Consider the following 17,121-nt stretch of genomic DNA (forward strand, 5'->3'; position numbering starts at 1 on the left):
TTCTTGGACGACTATCACACGAAATGTGAATTACCATTGCCTGTGCTCGATGTGGCCTATAGTGGGTCGCATCGAGTTCGTATTTTAACTGATGAGCATCTGTACGCTGCATTAGGGTTGCGTATTGCGTTTACATCGCGCGAAGGCGGCGTTAGCAAAGGTGCATTTGCATCGCTTAATTTGGCTTCTCATGTCAACGATAATGCACGTGACGTGCAAGAAAATCGCCGCCGTATAGCGCACGTGATGGGATGCACGCCAGAACACGTATGTGTTCCCAATCAAATTCATTCAACGCGCATTATGTGTGTAAGCTCTCGTAGTATCGATGATTTCGCGCGTTTAAGCGCCAATCTTGAACAAAGTTCAGCTTTTGCACAGCAATCCGCTCTTAAAAATAGTCCTGCTTATAAAACGAGCGCTCTTTGCACAACTACTGTTGATTGTGAAAAACAGATATACTCCCATGGCGAGCAATCCCTTTTCGATTTATTGTTATTCCAGCTGATGGATAAAGCATTTCGCTCTATTTTCTTACACAATACGCATATACAAGATCACTTTGATCGGTCGTTTTTATCAAGCGATATTACACAAGCTTTTGATGTTATAACACCTGTCAAGCAGGCACAATCAATGGCATCCAATGGCTTTGATGCGATAGTAGTCGATCGCGCAGATACGTGCCCTTTGCTGTGTTTTGCCGATTGCTTACCGGTAATTATTGTTTCGCCAACAGGTCGTTTTGCAGTTGTACATGCAGGATGGCGCGGCGCTTATGGTCAAATTGCTTCGCGCGCGGCATGTGCGCTTGCGTGTCTTGATGCGCTTGAATGTATAGAGCGTGATACACAGAAGCACGGCTCATGCACTTGCGAAACCTTAGGAGCCACATATCTCAATACCTTGTTTGATACAAGGGCATATGTGCAGATCATGAAGGGCTTTTTGGCTTCATACAATATCTATATAGGGCCTCATATTTCACAAGAAGCTTTTGAAGTAGGCGATGATGTTTCTTCGCATTTTGTAGCAAAATTTGGCGCTCACTGTTCTAACGTTGCCAATCACGTGTCACTTGCACGTGTTGTCGAAGATGATGTATGCGGCGTCGGGTGTTGTGCGCAGCGTATAGCCAATGCGCATCAATGCACTTTTATGCACCCCGATTTGTATTTTTCGTATCGCCATGCGCATGGAGTGTGCGGTCGCATTGGCGCACTTGCGTATCAAACGCATGCGAGCCGCAATAGTAATGTAAAAGAATGCTGATATGTGTTATGGCAGGTGGGTGTATGCTGCGTTGTGCTTGGTGTATACGATGAACGTTTCACGTAGTTTGAAAGCGTTCATAATAAAGTAAAGATGATAGAAAAGGTGAATGTACGTGGATGCTGGCAGTTCCTATTTGAAACTTATCAAGGAAGTTGAAGCAAGTTGCAAAGAAGCAAATCGAGCGTTCGACTCGGTGTGCGTATGTGCGGTGTCAAAAACGGTTGGTATCGACAAAGTGTTGGAAGCGTATCGTGCCGGTGCGCTCGTCTTTGGGGAAAATCGCCCTGATGCTTTGATGGAAAAGCACGATCAGCTTCCGCAAGCTACATGGCATTTCATTGGCAATATCCAGTCGCGTCGCATTGAGGACATCGTGGGACGCGCCACGCTTATCCATTCAGTGTGCGCGATGCGCCACGTTGAAAAAATTGACGAATGTGCTGCTGCGCTCAACATTGCGCAAAAGGTGCTTGTTGAAGTAAACGTGTCAGGAGAAGAAACAAAAAGCGGTATTAGCCCTCGTGAGGTACTTGATTTTCTTCATGAAGCGCATGCGTTTTCCCACGTGCAGATATGCGGTTTCATGACGATGGCACCCCAAGGCGACCCAGCGTATGCGCGTGAAGTATTCGAGCAACTTGCCTATCTGAAAGAGTTTGCGTGTTCGCATGCTGATGAATCGGTTGCTAAACGCATTACTGAACTGTCGATGGGTATGAGCGAAGATTGGCATGAAGCATTGCGCGCTGGTGCAACGATTATTCGTGTTGGCCGTGCGATCTTTTCTGAAGAGTTTTCTACAAATAACTAAACTTTTCTTTCATAATGGTATATTCTTATAAGCTCTGATGAGTGAAGCACTATTCGATAGGGGGTCATGGTGGCACGTTTTTCTTCTGAAGGTGCAGAAAACCTAATCGGCTCGCTGAAAGGGCGTTTGGATATCCTGAAATCGCGTTTTGATCAAGGTCGCAAGCCAGCACCTGCCCCACGCAGCGCCCGTTCGCGTTCGCGTTTTCTTGGTCTTGATGCTGCGCAGGATACTCACACATCTCAAGCATTATCAGCCGATTTTGATGATGAGTATGCGTGTGATGAAAGCACTGCGCGTGAATTTGCTGAATATGGTCCTAGCTATAATGAAGAATCATTACCTGCAAGTGATGTATATGGTGCCAGTGCCGAGTGCGCACCGCTTGTTTCGCAATCTGACATTCGTGCCCGCAAGCAACAAAACACTGAGCCGTCTTTTAATTCCGCTACAGGTCGCATGTTGATTGACCAGCTTACACCTGCATATGAATCGCCGCGTGAAAAAGCAGCACGCATGGCACAAGGACGCGAGCAGTCGCGCAGCGTTGCGTTTTCGGAACAGCTTACACCACGTGGTCGCATGAGTGTTCCGCACGTGAATAACCCTCAACGTGCAGCATACGATTCAGTTGCTTCGCGTAAGCCCAACGAAGAACAGTATTCCGATTATGCGCTGCAAAACGAACAAGCAAGCGCACAGAGCAATGCAAGTACGGGGAGTGGTAGTAGCAGTGTTGCAGGTGCTCAAGGCAATACCGTGCGTACGGATGCTGCTGCAAGCGAGCGTGCACATGCACGTGAACAGCGTGCAAGTGGTTTGCACAGCTTATTTGCGCAGGGGAGCGCTCAGGCAATTCATACATCCGTAAAAAAATCGCCGGATGCACCATCAGCTTCTTCACAGGCAGCACGCACGCATACGCCTGCTCAGCAATTATCTACCGCATCAGGATCATCGTTTGCGCCGTCTTACAATCATGCTGCGAACAGTACTCATATGAACAGTGCTCAATCATCAAGCACTCATACACCATTGAACGCTTCAGCTTTTAAAGCGAGTAGTGCAACACGTAGCATTTGCATGTTAACAGCGCATAATTATAACGATGCTGAGCATATCGTTGACGCGCTCAAACGTGGGGATATAACGGTTCTTGCGCTTAATCTGGTAAGCGATGCTCTCTCAAAACGCATTCTCGATTTTTGTTTTGGTGTATGCGCTGTTCTTGGTGGTCATGTTGATCTTATTAAGCCGGGTGTTTATCTGTTCTATACCGGATCAGCACTGTCTCAAAGTGAATTTAGTGCGCTGCGCGAGCGCGGCGTTTTAATGTAATGGAGTTTTATGTTTCAAGTGTTTTCAATTATTGCGGCGTGTGCCGATGTATATTCAACTATTTTGTTCGTGTACGTGCTTATGTCATGGATTCCTATGCGAGAAGGTATTCTTGCCGATGTCAATGCATTTCTTGCAAAAATCTGCGAGCCATATTTGCAGCTGTTTAGGCGTTTTATTCCTCCTTTAGGCGGAATGATTGACGTTTCTCCTATTGTGGCGCTTGTTGTGCTGCAGTTAGGCGTGCGCCTTTTGTATAGAATATTCTTTATCTAGGGTTTTCAGTACTTGAGCGCATAAGTGTTGCGCTCCTTTGATATAATGCAAGCAAATACAGCAACGAAGGGGTTTTGTTATGGCAATCACTTCCGAGGATATTCAAAAACAAAGTTTTTCTATTGAACGCAAAGGCTACGACGTTGATCAGGTTGACGATTTTCTCGAGCACGTATCAGTAGAAATTGATGCGCTTAATACGCAGGTTGCAAATCTCAAATCGCAGCTTGAACAAGCGCAAAATGCGTGTGAAGATGCACTTTCGCAAGCTACGCGCGTATATGCTCCGCTGAGTGATTCCCCCGATGAACAAGACGATCCACAAGAGTTGCGCGCTCGCGTTCTCGATTTAGAGAACAAGCTCGCTGAAAAATCTGCCAATGATACTGCTATTTCGCAGGCACTTATTGTTGCTCAGCGCTCTGCTGATGACATCGTTGCCAATGCACGCACCCAAGCAAAAACCATTGTTGAAGATGCTCACGACCAGGCATCTCGTATTGTTACAAAAGCTGAAAACGACCGACAGAAAGTTGTTGAGTCAACACAGGTTCTCGAAGACGCGCGTGAAAAAACACGTGGTTCATATCAGCAATTATTAAACGATTTCATCAGTGATGCATCGCATAAGTTAGCAGAAATTGAAGCGGATGCACCACGCCGTCGCTTGTCGTCGTCTGCCGCAAAAGCACCTCAAGTAGCTGCGGTAACGCCCGATGTTGTCGGTCAATCGCATAAAGTGGATACAAGTAGTGAAGCTGCACCTGAAGCTCCGAAAGCCAATGCAGCAAGCTTTGTTGATAAAGATTTTTCGGGCTTTGGCGACGTTGACGACGACTTCGATTTTGACGATCCAGAATAGCCTGCAGAAAATATTCGATAGGATAATGCACAATAGTGCGCTTTCGTTCTTGTTTCTATGCTGCATTATCCGTTGTGCCTGTTGGCGTGCGTTGAGCGTTGGGTTTCGTCTGCGTTTACACTGCGTTTATGTATAAAGAAGCGTACTGAGCCGTGGCGTGCGGTGACGGCTTGATGCATTTTCGCGCGTGATCCCGCTCAGGTACGTTTCCGTATCCGTTTGCGTGCACTCGTTCTTATATGTGTTTATGTTTATGAGAAAGCGAGTGAGCCTATAAGCCGGGTTCTGTCGTGAACGGCCATTTATCTAGAGCATATATCACTACATGCTTCAAGCACGCAACCCGAATGCACAGAAGAGCGCCTGTATCGCATTCCTACTTGCGCTTGCTCCAGATGGGGTTTACCAAGCTACATTGTTACCAATGCACTGGTGCGCTCTTACCGCACCGTTTCAGCTTTTCGCGTTGTATGTTGTCACGAAATGTGGCACGTATACAGCGCGAGTTTTCTTTTCTGTGGCACTTATCCGTCAGATTACTCTGCCCAGCTGTTAGCTGGCATCTTGCTCTTAGGAGCCCGGACTTTCCTCATAATACCTGCAAATACGTGCGTTTTTGAGCGCATATACCGCAGTATCACGCGACCGTTTAGCTCACTCTTTTTTCATAGTAGCAAAAATCTTTCGTTCACGCGCCCGTGAGCGTTCTTTTTGTTTTTTACGCGAACAAAACACATAAAAATGTTTCAACAGCGCAACGCTGTGGTGGTATATCATGCTAGTATCATGCTAGTATCATACTGGTACAAGATAAAACCAACAGAAGGAACTACGATGTCGGTATGTGCATTAGTTGCAGCAAGTGAGTGTAACGAAGAACATTTCAAAACGCTTTTTGATGCTGGTTTTTTTGACGAAGTGTATGCTGTGGACGCTGGTTTTGTGTACACGAAGGCATGCGGATGTGACCCCGATTTGATTATTGGCGATTTCGACTCGCTTGGATATGTACCTGATGCGCAACGCACGGCAGAATATCCCTGTGATAAAGACGAAACCGATCTTGAACTGGCTTTTGACCGAGCCCGTATGCGCCGCTTCGACACGATTTATGTGTACGGAGCTCTTGGAGGGCGCATCGACATGACGCTTGCAACCATGCAAACTATCGTTCGCTATGCTCAGCTGGGCATTACGGTTCATGTGATTGGCCTTGCTGAACAGCTTGATGTAGTGATTGGTCCCGATGCGCTTGAACTGCCTGCTCATAAGGATGGTATCGTGTCGGTGTTTAGCGCAAGTGATGTGTGTGAAGGCGTCATCGAGCGTGGCTTGAAATATGCGTTTAACGATGAGCGCATTACCAACACTACCGTGCGCGGTATATCGAATGAAATGACAGGTTTGCCTGCTGTGATAGGTTTAGAGAAGGGCGTGTTGTGGGTGTTTCACCCTATTGATATGCCTGAACTTCCCTGTACACCACATACAGATTAGGAGATAGATACGTGACTCAAATGGATGAAGCCCGCAAGGGTCATATTACCGATGCAATGCGCGTTGTTGCCGAAAAGGAGCATCGTTCATGTGAATTTATTCGCGAAGGCGTAGCCGCTGGTAGAATTGCTATTCCTGCGAATTATAAGCATACGTCGCTTTCACCGTGGGGTGTAGGCGAAGGCTTGCGCACAAAAGTGAACGTCAATTTGGGTATTTCTGCTGACATTGCAAACGTTGCCGACGAGCATAAAAAAATCGACATCGCACTCAATTACGGCGCGGAAGCGATTATGGATTTGTCGAACTGTGGCAAAACTCATGCGTTCCGATCGCAGCTGGTAGCGCGTTCAACAGCGATGATTGGCACTGTTCCTATGTATGATGCTGTTGGCTATCTTGAAAAAGATTTAGCACATATTACTGCAGATGATTTTTTGCGCGTTATACGAGCTCATGCGGAAGATGGCGTTGATTTTATGACCATTCACGCGGGCGTAAACAGGCGTGCGCTTCATTCCTTCATGAACACCTCGCGCGAGCTGAATATCGTAAGCCGAGGCGGATCGCTTATTTTCGCGTGGATGCAGGCAACAGGCAACGAAAATCCGTTCTACGAGCACTATGATGAACTGCTTGATATTTTGCACGAATACGACGTAACAATTTCGCTGGGCGACTCGCTGCGTCCTGGTTGCATTGATGATGCGAGCGACGCCTCGCAGATTGCTGAACTAGTTGAACTGGGGAAATTAACTCAGCGTGCGTGGGATCGTGGTGTGCAGGTAATTATTGAAGGTCCTGGGCACATGGCAATCGATGAAATTCCTGCCAACATGAAGCTTGAAAAACGCCTGTGCCACAATGCTCAATTTTATGTGTTAGGGCCGCTTGTAACCGACATTGCTCCTGGTTACGATCATATTACATCGGCTATTGGTGGTGCCATTGCTGCTGCACACGGCGCCGACTTCCTGTGCTACGTAACGCCGGCTGAGCATTTGCGCTTGCCCGATGTATCCGATGTGAAAGAAGGTGTGATCGCAGCTAAAATTGCTGCTCATGCGGGAGATATTGCCAAGGGTGTTCCCGGTGCGCGCACGCCTGATACGCAGATGGCGCTTGCTCGACGGGTTCTTAATTGGGAAGAGATGTTCCGTATTGCGATTGATCCTGTTAAACCGCGCGAATACTTTGAAAGTGCACCTCCGTCTATTGAGGGAACGTGCACGATGTGTGGAGATATGTGCGCAGTACGTACGGTGAATATGGCACTTGAAGCGCTTGAGAACTCGCTTGATAGCTCAAAACGCAACAAAGATTGCTAAACTGAGGGTGTTTTATGAAGTTGAAATCAGTTTTGAGTATCGCCGGCTCAGATTCAAGTGGTGGTGCGGGTATTCAAGCCGACATTAAAACCATACAATCGCTGGGTTTATATGCACAAACGGTAATTACAGCCATTACGGCACAAAATACGTTTCAGGTAACACGCGCGCAAGCCGTCGACGACGATCTAATACAAGCCCAGATAGATGCCGTATTTGCCGACATCGTTCCCAACGCGGTAAAAATTGGCATGGTGGCTACGTCGGGCGTGATGCGCACTATTGCGCACGCGCTGCATCCGTATGTACGTCAGCATCATATTCCCGTGGTGCTTGACCCTGTTATGGTGTCTACATCAGGTGCTTTGCTGATTGAACGCGATGCAGTTACAAGCTTGCTTGAAACGCTTGTGCCGCTTGCGCATCTTATCACGCCGAACTTGCATGAAGCACGCGTGCTGGTGGACGCGTTGGGTGTTGGTGCTGGTGCTAGCGCGAGAAAGAATCTACCTGCTGATGGCGCATCTGTTCCCACCGATGAAACAACACTCATCACGAGCGAACAAGCCCAAGCAACAGCAGCGCTGCGAATTGCGTCCGCCACACAAACACGCGTGCTGGTGAAAGGTGGACATGCTCACGGCCATGCAAGTGATGTGCTTGCATATCCTGATGGCCGTATCGTCTGGTTTCGCGCCCCGCGAATCGATAACAAGAACAATCACGGAAGCGGTTGCACCTTATCTTCGGCGCTTGCGTGCGCGTATGCGCAGGGGAAAAGTACGTGCGATGCGGTTCAATATGCAAAAAACTACGTACAAGGTGCTCTTTCAGCACAGCTTAACTTAGGAAAGGGTTCGGGACCGTTGAACCACAATTGGATGCTTGCCAACATCGCGGAATAAGTACCTGTATTTCCCCTTGTAGACACGCTGTTAGTGCATGCCTTCATAAATCCTCAATAATCCCGAAAAAATACCTGTACTACGTTGACTATTTTGCTGATTGCTGATAAAGTAATTTTTCGCGTTTTAATACATTCAAGGAGACCATTCATGTATGCAATTGTAAAAACGGGTGGCAAGCAATATACTGTAGCACCTGGTGATATTTTAAGCATTGAAAAGATTGATGCTGAAGCTGGCGCTCAGGTTGAGTTGCAAACTTTGTGCCTTATTGATAGCAAGAAATCAACCTTTGATGCTGAAAAAGCTTCAAAAACAAAAGTTGTTGCTGAAGTTCTCGAACAATATCGTGGCGAAAAGCAGCTTGTTTTCAAATTCAAGAAGCGTAAAAACTACAAAAAACTTAATGGTCACCGTCAGCAGCTTACTCGCGTACGCATTGTGTCTGTTGGTTCTGAAAAAGCAGCTGCAAGCGCACAAGCTAAATAGCAGGAAAGAGGGATAAACAATGGCACACAAGAAAGGTCTTGGATCATCTCGTAATGGTCGCGATTCTCAGGCGCAGCGTTTAGGTGTTAAAAAATTCGGTGGCGAATTAGTTAAAACAGGGCAAGTGATTGTACGTCAGCGTGGTACTCATTTTCATCCAGGTGAAAACGTTGGTCGCGGTAAAGATGACACCTTGTTTGCACTGTGTGAAGGAACGCTTGAGTTTACACAGGGAGTTAAACGTCGCGTTCATGTAAAGCCACAAAACGCGTAACGGGTAGAAATTTGCTTCATACGTAAATTTGAACTGCGCGGGAGCGTATTCGTTACAGTATAGGTAAAAGGATAAGCGTGCCACCTGAATATAATCAGGGGCACGTTTTTTTGATTGAGGTTCTATGTTTGTTGATAAAGTTCACATCCATGTTAAGGGTGGCGATGGCGGCGCAGGTTGTATGTCGTTTCGTCGTGAAGCGCATGTGCCTAAAGGCGGGCCTGATGGTGGCGATGGCGGTGCAGGCGGAAATGTAATTCTCGAAGCAGATGCAACACTCTCATCGCTGATTGACTACCGTTTTAAGCATCATTTTAAAGCCGAGCGTGGTACGCATGGAAAAGGCTCGCGTATGCACGGGGCAAAAGGCGCCGACTTGATTCTTAAAGTGCCGGTTGGTTGCGTGGTGCGTGAATACGACGAAGAGCGTGCGGAAAGCGGCGAAACCATTGCCGACTTAGTCACGCACGGACAGCAAATTTGCGTTGGACCAGGGGGAACAGGCGGACGCGGTAATATTCACTTTGTGACGTCAACGCGCCGTGCTCCTGCTTTTGCCGAGCTGGGAGTTCCTGCAATTGAACGCTGGGTCGAGCTTGAGATGAAATTGCTTGCTGATGTGGCGCTTGTTGGCATGCCATCGGCGGGAAAGTCGTCGCTGATTGCGAAGCTGTCGGCTGCACGTCCAAAAATTGGAAATTATCCGTTCACAACGCTCGTTCCCAATTTAGGTGTTGCACGCTGCGACGATTTAAGTTACGTAATTGCTGATGTACCAGGCCTTATTGAAGGCGCACACGAAGGCAAGGGCTTGGGACACGAGTTTTTGCGCCACATCGAGCGCTCGGCTGTTTTGGTTCATGTGGTTGATTTAACGGGCGATTTTGAAGCGCGCGATCCTTTGGCCGATTACGAGATTATCAATCACGAACTTGCAGAATATGCCTCTGAGCTCGCCTTTCGTCCGCGCATTGTGGTTGCAAACAAAATTGATGCGTTTGCAGGCAGGCAAGCGGAACTCGACGCACTTCTTGAGCGCTTGCAAGACGCGGTGCGCCGCGATTCTCTTGCTGCTGCGGGCGGCGATGAATTTGCTGAAAGCCCCATCGATCCGAAGCTGTATTGCATCAGCGCGCTAACGGGGCAGGGCGTTGCGTCGCTGAATGCTGCGCTTGCTCATAAGGTGCATGATCTTCGTGAAAAAGAGCTTGCTACCTTGCACGATGCACCAAGCTTCGACAAGGTGTGGAAGCTTAAGCAAGAAGAAAAAGATAACGCGTTTAGCGTGATTCGATTGGGCGACGGGGAGTATCGCGTGGCGGGCGCGCGTGTTGAGCGCATGGTGATTCAAACCGATTGGGATAATGAAGAAGCGATGTCGTTTTTGCAGCATCGCTTGAAGCGCATTGGCGTTGAAAAGGCGCTTGAACAGGCCGGAGCGGTTGATGGCGACACGATTCGCATCTGTGGGCGCGAGTTCGAGTTTGAGTCGGCAAAGATGTCGCATGACATCTTTGAGGAACTTGATATATAGTAGAAGTGACATTTTTCCATGCATGAGCGGCTTCGGGTGTGTAAACTGACGTGGACGCGGGTGCGTAAACTGACGCGGACGCGGGTGCGTAAGCTGATGTGGGTTCGCCTACTGGTTCTGACGTGGGTTCGCGCACTGGTTTCCGCACATGTGCACTGCTGCTTGTGCGGCGTCATAGTGGTGTTGCAACTACGTTTTTGATCTGCGTGTTTGCTAGATGTTCAACATGCGTGCTGCCACATGATTGCGCGTTGCTTCGTTTGCTTATCGCTACACGCAGCATACCATTATACGAAAGAAGTACCAGCATGAATAGTTCTTTGCAAGCGCTCAGCCCTCGCTTTGCGCATTTTGCATCCGATGGACAGCCCCACTGCATTGGCATTTTGGGCGGCACCTTCGACCCCATTCATATCGGACACTTGAACATTGCGCAGCGCGCGCTTGTCGAGGCGCATCTGGACGGCGTACTGTTTGTGCCTGCGTTTGTGTCGCCCTTTAAAACCCCTGGTGATGCGGCTGCGCTGGAGGAGGGTGCGGCACGTTTATATGCGCGTCAGCGTCTTGAGATGTGCAAGCTGGCAACGCATCACAATCCGCTGTTCGACGTGTGCTCCTATGAGGTAGATCGCGCAGGCATTTCGTACACAGTGGATACGCTGGCTGCCTTGCATGAGTATTTTGGCTGTTCGGTGCGCTTTGTGCTTATTTTAGGAAGCGATGCGGCGGCGCAGCTAAGCGCGTGGAAAAATCCTGCTGCGCTGGCGCAGTATGCAACCGTGTTGGTGTTTGATCGCGTCGATGATTGCGCGCCTTACAGGGAACATGACGCAGTGCGTGATACAGCGTGCAATGGTGAACCTTGCGGGGAATACGATGCTGCGCGTGATGTGGTTTCTGATGGGAAACGAGATGGAGACTGCCTAGAACGTGACAGAGAATGTGATGCTGCTTCGACAACGCAGGCTTATAACCTGCATGACGCTGCTCCCGATGCTGCTCCCGATGCTGCCAGGAATACACCGCAAGGTGCGGCACACGCGATATTGCTTGCCGACACGCTCGATGCACTAAGCGCTCAGTACGGCTTTACGTTTCAGCGTGTTCCATCGTTACGTGTGTCCATTTCATCAAGAGTCGTACGTCAGCAATTACAGTTTGGATCCGCACGCTATCTTGTTCCCGACAATGTGTATGATTATATTTGCGAACAGGGTTTATATGGTATTTCGCACAACGAGCTTTCGTATGTACCATCTGCGCAACCAGCACCAAATACTCAATCCGTTTCCGCCGTGCAACCCACTTCAGGCGCGCAATCTACTCAACCTGGACAATCCGCGCCATTTTCGCTCACGGAGAACGCCGATTACGCGCTCAGCGACGAGTTTTTCTCCCGCGCAAAACAGCTGCTTGAGAAGCGCGTGTCGCCGCATCGGTTCACACATTGCTGTTCGGTGGCGCGATACAGCGCTCATCTGGCGAAACTTTACCACTATCCCGAAAAAGAGGCGCGCATAGCAGGCCTTTTGCACGATTGGGACAAAGCGTATACTAACGATGATATTCGCGCGCGGGCGTTGGCTTTTAAGACGCGCATCGATGGCGAAGTGCTTGATTTTCTGCCTGCGCTGTTGCACGGGCCAACGGGTGCGTGTGCGCTTGAGGCCGATTTTCCGTTTCTTGATGGGCGCATTTTACGTGCGATTGAGCGTCACACCGCAGGTCACGAGCAAATGAGCGACCTTGATTGCATCGTTTATGTTGCCGATGCGCTTGAGGAAGGCAGGTCGTATCCAGGTATCGAGGATTTGCGCGCGCTACCAGGCACCGTGTCGCTGCAAGAGCTGTTTTTTGAAACGTATAAACATGTGTTACTATACTTAGTTCAGCGCAACGCACAGCTTCATCCACGCACCGTGTGTGTGTGGAATTGGTACGTGCGCCAACGTTCTAAAGGAGAATTATCATGACAAATGAACACGATAGCTTGCAAAACGCGCAGGTTGTTAACACGTCGCAGGACGCATCCGCTGCTTCACACGCCTCCGCAAGCACTCCCTTAAGCGACAGGGACATTGCGCTTACAGCAGCGCGCGTTGCGAACGAGAAAAAAGCGTTCGACATTGTGGTTCAGCATGTCGAGGAGCTTACGGGTGAAGCTGCGTATTTTGTGACGATGACAGCGCGCAATGATAGGCAGGTCAAGGCGTTGTGCAATGCTATCGAAAAGGCGCTGCGTGACGCGAAGGTTCATGTTCTTCACCGGGAAACAACGCGCGATTCTAGCTGGGAGCTGCTGGATTACGGCGGTGTTGTGGTGCACGTGTTTTACACGACGCGTGAATATTATCGGCTGGAAGAATTGTGGCAACAGGCTCCCGTGGTTGATCTTGCCTCTGAAGTGGGCTTTGAGGGGCTAGAGTACACGCCGCGCATTGAGGAGTTTCTTGCTGGCTGCACGCGTGATGCGTAAAGCGCCTAACAACGTGTGTGGTGCTGGTACGGCGTGTGTGGCGCTGACATGAGTGAGGCTGGTACGAGCAGTTTTGTTGCATAAACACGAAGCTTGGTGCAGCTCGGTTGTTTGGCACTTGTTCGGGTTGGCTGCGTGGTGAGTCGCTTACACGTGAGCAGGATTGCAGCTCGATGGCTTGCCATCCGAGCGGGATGATGACACAGTGCACGGTGCATTCGCGAAGAGTGGCAGCGCTTAGACTTGTTTTTCACCATCTTGTAAGAGCTTAGCTTATTTGGTATTATGCTTCTGTTGCGCGCTTTTGCTCGTGTGCTGCGTATGAGGCTTGGTTGCTAGCGTGGCTCCATGTAAGTAGCTGTTCGGGTTGAAGCATTCGTGAGCAGGTATATTACTGCACTGATGTGCGCATATTCGTTGCGGGCGTGGCGGAATTGGCAGACGCGCCAGATTTAGGTTCTGGTGTCTACGACGTGAAGGTTCAAGTCCTTTCGCCCGCACCATCTTTTCTCATATTGTTTCTTACGAAAATCAATACGCGTTTTCTTTCGTAGCTCTGTAGCAGGTCTTTGATAGTTTTCGTTACGCGTTTCTAATTTTCTCTATACGTTTTCTAGGAAAAAATAGCGCAGGCAAGCAAGATATTAGTGTGTCGTAGTGTTTTATTGTACGATCACAAATCCTACTTAACCTGCGCATACGTCGTGCTTTAATCGCGAGCGCACCGCGCTCCATATCACCATGAAATGCGTTTCAAATATGTACTAAACGTGCATCAAATGCGTTGCCGTCGCCTTACTAGTGCTAGTTCTTCTTAAACGTCGACTTTGCTAACATGGTATGCACATCATTTTCACTTAAGGTTTTGTTGTACATGATCTTATAAAATTCCTGCGTTTCTTTTACAACGTCGAAATTGTACACATCAGGATACAGCAATTTGCTAAGCCACACGAGGCCGATAATGCGGTTTGGTCCGGGTGGGCGATTAAGCCAGTTGTATGGAATATCAGGTATTTCATAATATTTGTTGTCTTTAATAGCTTTAAGCGCTGCCCATGACGGATCGTTTTTTACTTTGTCGTAAATGCTGTCGGATGTAAACAGAATTATATCAGGGTTCCACGCAAGCACTTGCTCAAGCGACACCGTGCCGCCGCCGCGCTGCAGTTGCGCTGAGTTCTTGTCAACAACAACATCGCCGCCAACATATTCAATCGCTTCGGTATGAAGCGTGTGCTGAATAATGGTGCTTAGTGCATCTTTCCCCTGGCCACAATAAATTTTCAGACGTTTATCAGCGGGAATTTTCACCCCTTGCTCTTTTACTTCCTTCAAAATTCTATCCGTGTAGTTGGCAATCGCATTGCCTTTTTCGGGATTACCAAGCAGTTTGCCCAGCATTCTGAAGCTTTCCGCATTTTTTTGCAGCGTGCCATCAAGGCAAATAACCGGTATGCCAATTTGCTCTTGCAGTTTGTCAAGGTCACGCTTGTAGTTTTCATCCCACTGTCCAAAGTCAATTACTACCTGCGGATTTGACGCCATCAAGGCCTCGCGATTGAAGTTGCCTTTTTGGCCGTAGAATTTTCCGTATACCGGCAACTTGTCAAATTTTGGATCGATATAACCCTTTGTTGAAGGCGAGGGTTGCATAGCCCATCCTACAAGCGTATCAGGGTTGATCGCGTAAATGGCAATATTTGCTAGTGGACCTGCGCTTGCTACGCGTTCAATCTTCTTGGGAAGCTGTACCGTTCTTCCTGTTGAGTCGGTAAAGCTTACTGTTTCGTTGGCGTTCGCTTGCTGCGCTGCTGCTGGCGCTGCAGGCTGCTCCTTTGGCGGTGTTGCTGGTGCGCTGCACCCGCTGAGCGCTGCAAACAGGCCTATGCATACAAAAAGTGATAGCATTCGGCGCAATCGGTTCATTCCTTCCTCCTTTTTCCCTTTGCGCTGCTCGTCGAGCACGCGCGCGATATATGCGATAACGGTATGCAAACGCGCATAGACCGATTATCTCTGTGTAGTGCGACACTTTGCACTTCAACAGGAATGTTGTAGAGAGCTTCAAGCGTGTCTTCCGTAAGAACGTCATCTGGCAAACCTGTTTTGAATAACCCGTTACGACCAAGAGCAATAACCTTTGTTGCAAATCTAAATACGTGGTCGGGCTGGTGCGTAATCATGACGATGGTGTAATTCATGCTGGCAAGTTGCTGCACTTGTTCCAAAACGCGTGCCGTATTTCCGAAGTCAAGGTAGGCGCAGGGCTCGTCCATCAGCAGCAATTTTGTGTCTTGAACCAGAGCGCGCGCAATAATGGCAAGTTGACGTTCTCCGCCAGAAATCTCTGTATAATCGCAGGCAGAAAGGTGTTTTATACCCATAAGCTCCAGTGCATCGTCCGCTTTTTGATAGTCGCGTGTCTTTGGTTGCGACAAGTCGCTTAAGTGCGGGTTTCTTCCCATAACAACCACGTCGCGCACCGAAAACGGAAACGGCGGCATATGGCTTTGCGGAACATACGCCACGTGACGTGAAAATTCTTTGCTGGTGTACGATGCAAGCGGTTTTTCGAAATATTCGATGGAGCCACTGAGTGGCTTCAGCAAGCCAAGCATCGTTTTGAACAGTGTCGTTTTCCCGACGCCATTAGGCCCGATAAGGCACGTTACTTCGCCTTCGTTCACGTTAAAGCTGATATCTTCAACGATAGCGTGTTGCGCATATCCGCAGCTCAGATGCTGCACCGAAATAAGTGTTTCGGCCATTATGCACCGAAGCCTTTTCTGTTGCGCAGCATTAAGTAGAAGAAGAACGGTGCACCAATGATGGCTGTAATAATGCTGAGCGGAATTTCAACGGTAAAGAGCATGCGCGCAAACGTGTCTACAAGCAGCAAAAACGATGCTCCCATGATAAGTGTTGCCGGCAAAAGCTTAAGGTAGTTCGAGCCTACCAGCATGCGCGCCAGATGCGGCACCACTAAACCAACCCAGCCGACGTTTCCCGCGATTGATACCGAAAGCGACGTAAGAAGTGTTGCACATATGATGATTATCCAGCGATAGAGCGTAACGTTGACGCCCAGCATGTGCGCTTCTTCATCGCCCATTGCAAGCACGTTTATCTTCCAGCGTACGCACAGCAAAAGCATTATGGTGGGAAGGAAAATAAATACGATGCGCAGATCATCGAGGGTGGTTGACGACAGGCCGCCCATCAGCCAAAAGGTGATAGCAGGCAGTTTTGTGTCAGTATCTGCTACTGCTTTTATCAGTGAAACAAAGGCGTTGAACAGCGATGACACTAAAATGCCGCATAAGATAAGCGTGAGTGTGGATTGTGCGCGCTTCGAGAGGAGCATATTCATGGCAGCGACAATCATTACGGCGATCAGGCCGACGATGAATGATGAAAGCTGAGTGCCAATAATGCCTGCTCCCAGTAGGATAGAGAGCGCGGCACCAAAGGATGCGCCAGATGATGCTCCCAGCAAATCGGGCGACACGACGGGGTTTTTGAACAGCCCTTGAAATGCGGCACCCGATGCGGAAAGCGACGCGCCGATAATCATAGCAATCAGCACGCGCGGCATACGCACGCGGATAAGCGCCAGTTGTGAAGCGTCCATCGGCTGCCCGTTAAGATGTGCCGTCAGTGCTGATGCCAGTGAGTTTATGCTCACGGGATACCGTCCAATCGACAGCGCCGCAATAAGCACTATTGCAGGGATAGCAATAAGAAGCACAATTTCATGCACGTTCCACTGAGTAGTGTGTGTATTGTTGTGTTGTTGTCTCATGAGAGGGGTAGGCTCTCTATCTCATTTAAGAATAATTGCATGTATCAATATAGCGCATGCATGCGTCTTTTGACAATGCTTTGTATTTCCAAATATTGTGAGAGTTGGAACATGAGCTTTGTGGTGGTGCAGATGTATGGGAACGGGTGCATGGTGGCACGGGTACGCAAATGCATGCAGGTTTGTACGCTGGAATGGAGGCGGAAATGGACGCGTGCAGGATCGTGAAAACGTTTCGTTTCTGCTATCGC

16 protein-coding genes, 1 tRNA gene and 1 other RNA gene are annotated in these 17,121 nt (G+C 48.8%); 14 read left to right on the top strand and 4 right to left on the bottom strand.

Features of this window, described 5'->3' with window-relative positions:
* Positions 1 to 3 precede the first annotated feature (3 nt).
* The 5 genes from HMPREF3190_RS07675 to HMPREF3190_RS05615 all read left to right on the top strand — a co-directional run bounded on the left by HMPREF3190_RS07675 (position 4) and on the right by HMPREF3190_RS05615 (position 4,562).
* Positions 4 to 1,272, top strand: a complete 1,269-nt coding sequence (locus HMPREF3190_RS07675) for a laccase domain-containing protein (RefSeq protein ID WP_066781176.1) — start codon at positions 4 to 6, stop codon at positions 1,270 to 1,272.
* Positions 1,273 to 1,387: 115 nt separating this feature from the next.
* The gene (locus HMPREF3190_RS05600) at positions 1,388 to 2,086 is read left to right on the top strand and encodes a YggS family pyridoxal phosphate-dependent enzyme (protein ID WP_449674387.1); all 699 of its coding nucleotides are present in this window, start codon (positions 1,388 to 1,390) and stop codon (positions 2,084 to 2,086) included.
* A 66-nt stretch (positions 2,087 to 2,152) separates the two neighbouring features.
* Entirely contained in the window at positions 2,153 to 3,424 is a 1,272-nt protein-coding gene (locus HMPREF3190_RS05605; RefSeq protein WP_082715189.1) for a cell division protein SepF, read from the top strand.
* Positions 3,425 to 3,433: 9 nt separating this feature from the next.
* Entirely contained in the window at positions 3,434 to 3,700 is a 267-nt protein-coding gene (locus tag HMPREF3190_RS05610; protein WP_066781182.1) for a YggT family protein, read from the top strand.
* A gap of 79 nt (positions 3,701 to 3,779) precedes the next feature.
* Positions 3,780 to 4,562: a DivIVA domain-containing protein gene (locus tag HMPREF3190_RS05615; protein WP_066781184.1), complete on the top strand. Its 783-nt coding sequence runs from the start codon at positions 3,780 to 3,782 to the stop codon at positions 4,560 to 4,562.
* Positions 4,563 to 4,820: 258 nt separating this feature from the next.
* Here the strand turns inward: HMPREF3190_RS05615 and rnpB are convergent.
* Positions 4,821 to 5,223: RNase P RNA component class A (rnpB, locus tag HMPREF3190_RS05620), an RNA gene on the bottom strand.
* Positions 5,224 to 5,396: 173 nt separating this feature from the next.
* On the opposite strand from rnpB, the gene HMPREF3190_RS05625 reads away from it, so the two are divergent.
* The 9 genes from HMPREF3190_RS05625 (at position 5,397) to HMPREF3190_RS05665 (ending at position 13,568) form a co-directional block, all read left to right on the top strand.
* Positions 5,397 to 6,059, top strand: a complete 663-nt coding sequence (locus HMPREF3190_RS05625) for a thiamine diphosphokinase (protein ID WP_066781186.1) — start codon at positions 5,397 to 5,399, stop codon at positions 6,057 to 6,059.
* A 20-nt stretch (positions 6,060 to 6,079) separates the two neighbouring features.
* Complete coding sequence (thiC, locus tag HMPREF3190_RS05630; protein WP_066781329.1) at positions 6,080 to 7,387, top strand: phosphomethylpyrimidine synthase ThiC; 1,308 nt, start codon at positions 6,080 to 6,082, stop codon at positions 7,385 to 7,387.
* A gap of 14 nt (positions 7,388 to 7,401) precedes the next feature.
* Complete coding sequence (gene thiD / locus HMPREF3190_RS05635; RefSeq protein WP_066781188.1) at positions 7,402 to 8,292, top strand: bifunctional hydroxymethylpyrimidine kinase/phosphomethylpyrimidine kinase; 891 nt, start codon at positions 7,402 to 7,404, stop codon at positions 8,290 to 8,292.
* A 150-nt stretch (positions 8,293 to 8,442) separates the two neighbouring features.
* The gene (rplU, locus tag HMPREF3190_RS05640) at positions 8,443 to 8,781 is read left to right on the top strand and encodes a 50S ribosomal protein L21 (RefSeq protein ID WP_066781190.1); all 339 of its coding nucleotides are present in this window, start codon (positions 8,443 to 8,445) and stop codon (positions 8,779 to 8,781) included.
* Between the two features lie 19 nt (positions 8,782 to 8,800).
* Positions 8,801 to 9,055 (top strand): 50S ribosomal protein L27, encoded by a 255-nt coding sequence (gene rpmA / locus HMPREF3190_RS05645; protein ID WP_066781192.1) that lies wholly within the window; start codon positions 8,801 to 8,803, stop codon positions 9,053 to 9,055.
* A 124-nt stretch (positions 9,056 to 9,179) separates the two neighbouring features.
* Entirely contained in the window at positions 9,180 to 10,589 is a 1,410-nt protein-coding gene (obgE, locus tag HMPREF3190_RS05650; protein WP_066781194.1) for a GTPase ObgE, read from the top strand.
* A 308-nt stretch (positions 10,590 to 10,897) separates the two neighbouring features.
* Positions 10,898 to 12,562 (top strand): nicotinate (nicotinamide) nucleotide adenylyltransferase, encoded by a 1,665-nt coding sequence (gene nadD / locus HMPREF3190_RS05655; protein WP_066781195.1) that lies wholly within the window; start codon positions 10,898 to 10,900, stop codon positions 12,560 to 12,562.
* The gene (rsfS, locus tag HMPREF3190_RS05660; protein ID WP_082715191.1) at positions 12,559 to 13,065 is read left to right on the top strand and encodes a ribosome silencing factor; all 507 of its coding nucleotides are present in this window, start codon (positions 12,559 to 12,561) and stop codon (positions 13,063 to 13,065) included. Before nadD ends, rsfS begins: the two co-directional genes overlap by 4 nt.
* Positions 13,066 to 13,484: 419 nt before the next feature.
* Positions 13,485 to 13,568, top strand: a tRNA-Leu gene (locus tag HMPREF3190_RS05665).
* Positions 13,569 to 13,869: 301 nt separating this feature from the next.
* Here HMPREF3190_RS05665 and HMPREF3190_RS05670 read toward each other — a convergent pair.
* Genes HMPREF3190_RS05670 through HMPREF3190_RS05680 form a run of 3 tightly spaced genes read right to left on the bottom strand, consistent with a single transcriptional unit; the run spans position 13,870 to position 16,870 of the window.
* The gene (locus HMPREF3190_RS05670) at positions 13,870 to 14,994 is read right to left on the bottom strand and encodes an ABC transporter substrate-binding protein (protein WP_066781196.1); all 1,125 of its coding nucleotides are present in this window, start codon (positions 14,992 to 14,994) and stop codon (positions 13,870 to 13,872) included.
* Entirely contained in the window at positions 14,991 to 15,836 is an 846-nt protein-coding gene (locus HMPREF3190_RS05675) for an ABC transporter ATP-binding protein (RefSeq protein WP_066781198.1), read from the bottom strand. The genes HMPREF3190_RS05670 and HMPREF3190_RS05675 overlap by 4 nt, the downstream gene beginning before the upstream one ends.
* Positions 15,836 to 16,870 (bottom strand): FecCD family ABC transporter permease, encoded by a 1,035-nt coding sequence (locus HMPREF3190_RS05680; RefSeq protein WP_066781200.1) that lies wholly within the window; start codon positions 16,868 to 16,870, stop codon positions 15,836 to 15,838. The genes HMPREF3190_RS05675 and HMPREF3190_RS05680 overlap by 1 nt, the downstream gene beginning before the upstream one ends.
* Positions 16,871 to 17,121: the final 251 nt, after the last annotated feature.

The sequence above is a fragment of the Umbribacter vaginalis genome, from assembly GCA_001552935.1.
Lineage (GTDB): Bacteria > Actinomycetota > Coriobacteriia > Coriobacteriales > Eggerthellaceae > Berryella > Berryella vaginalis.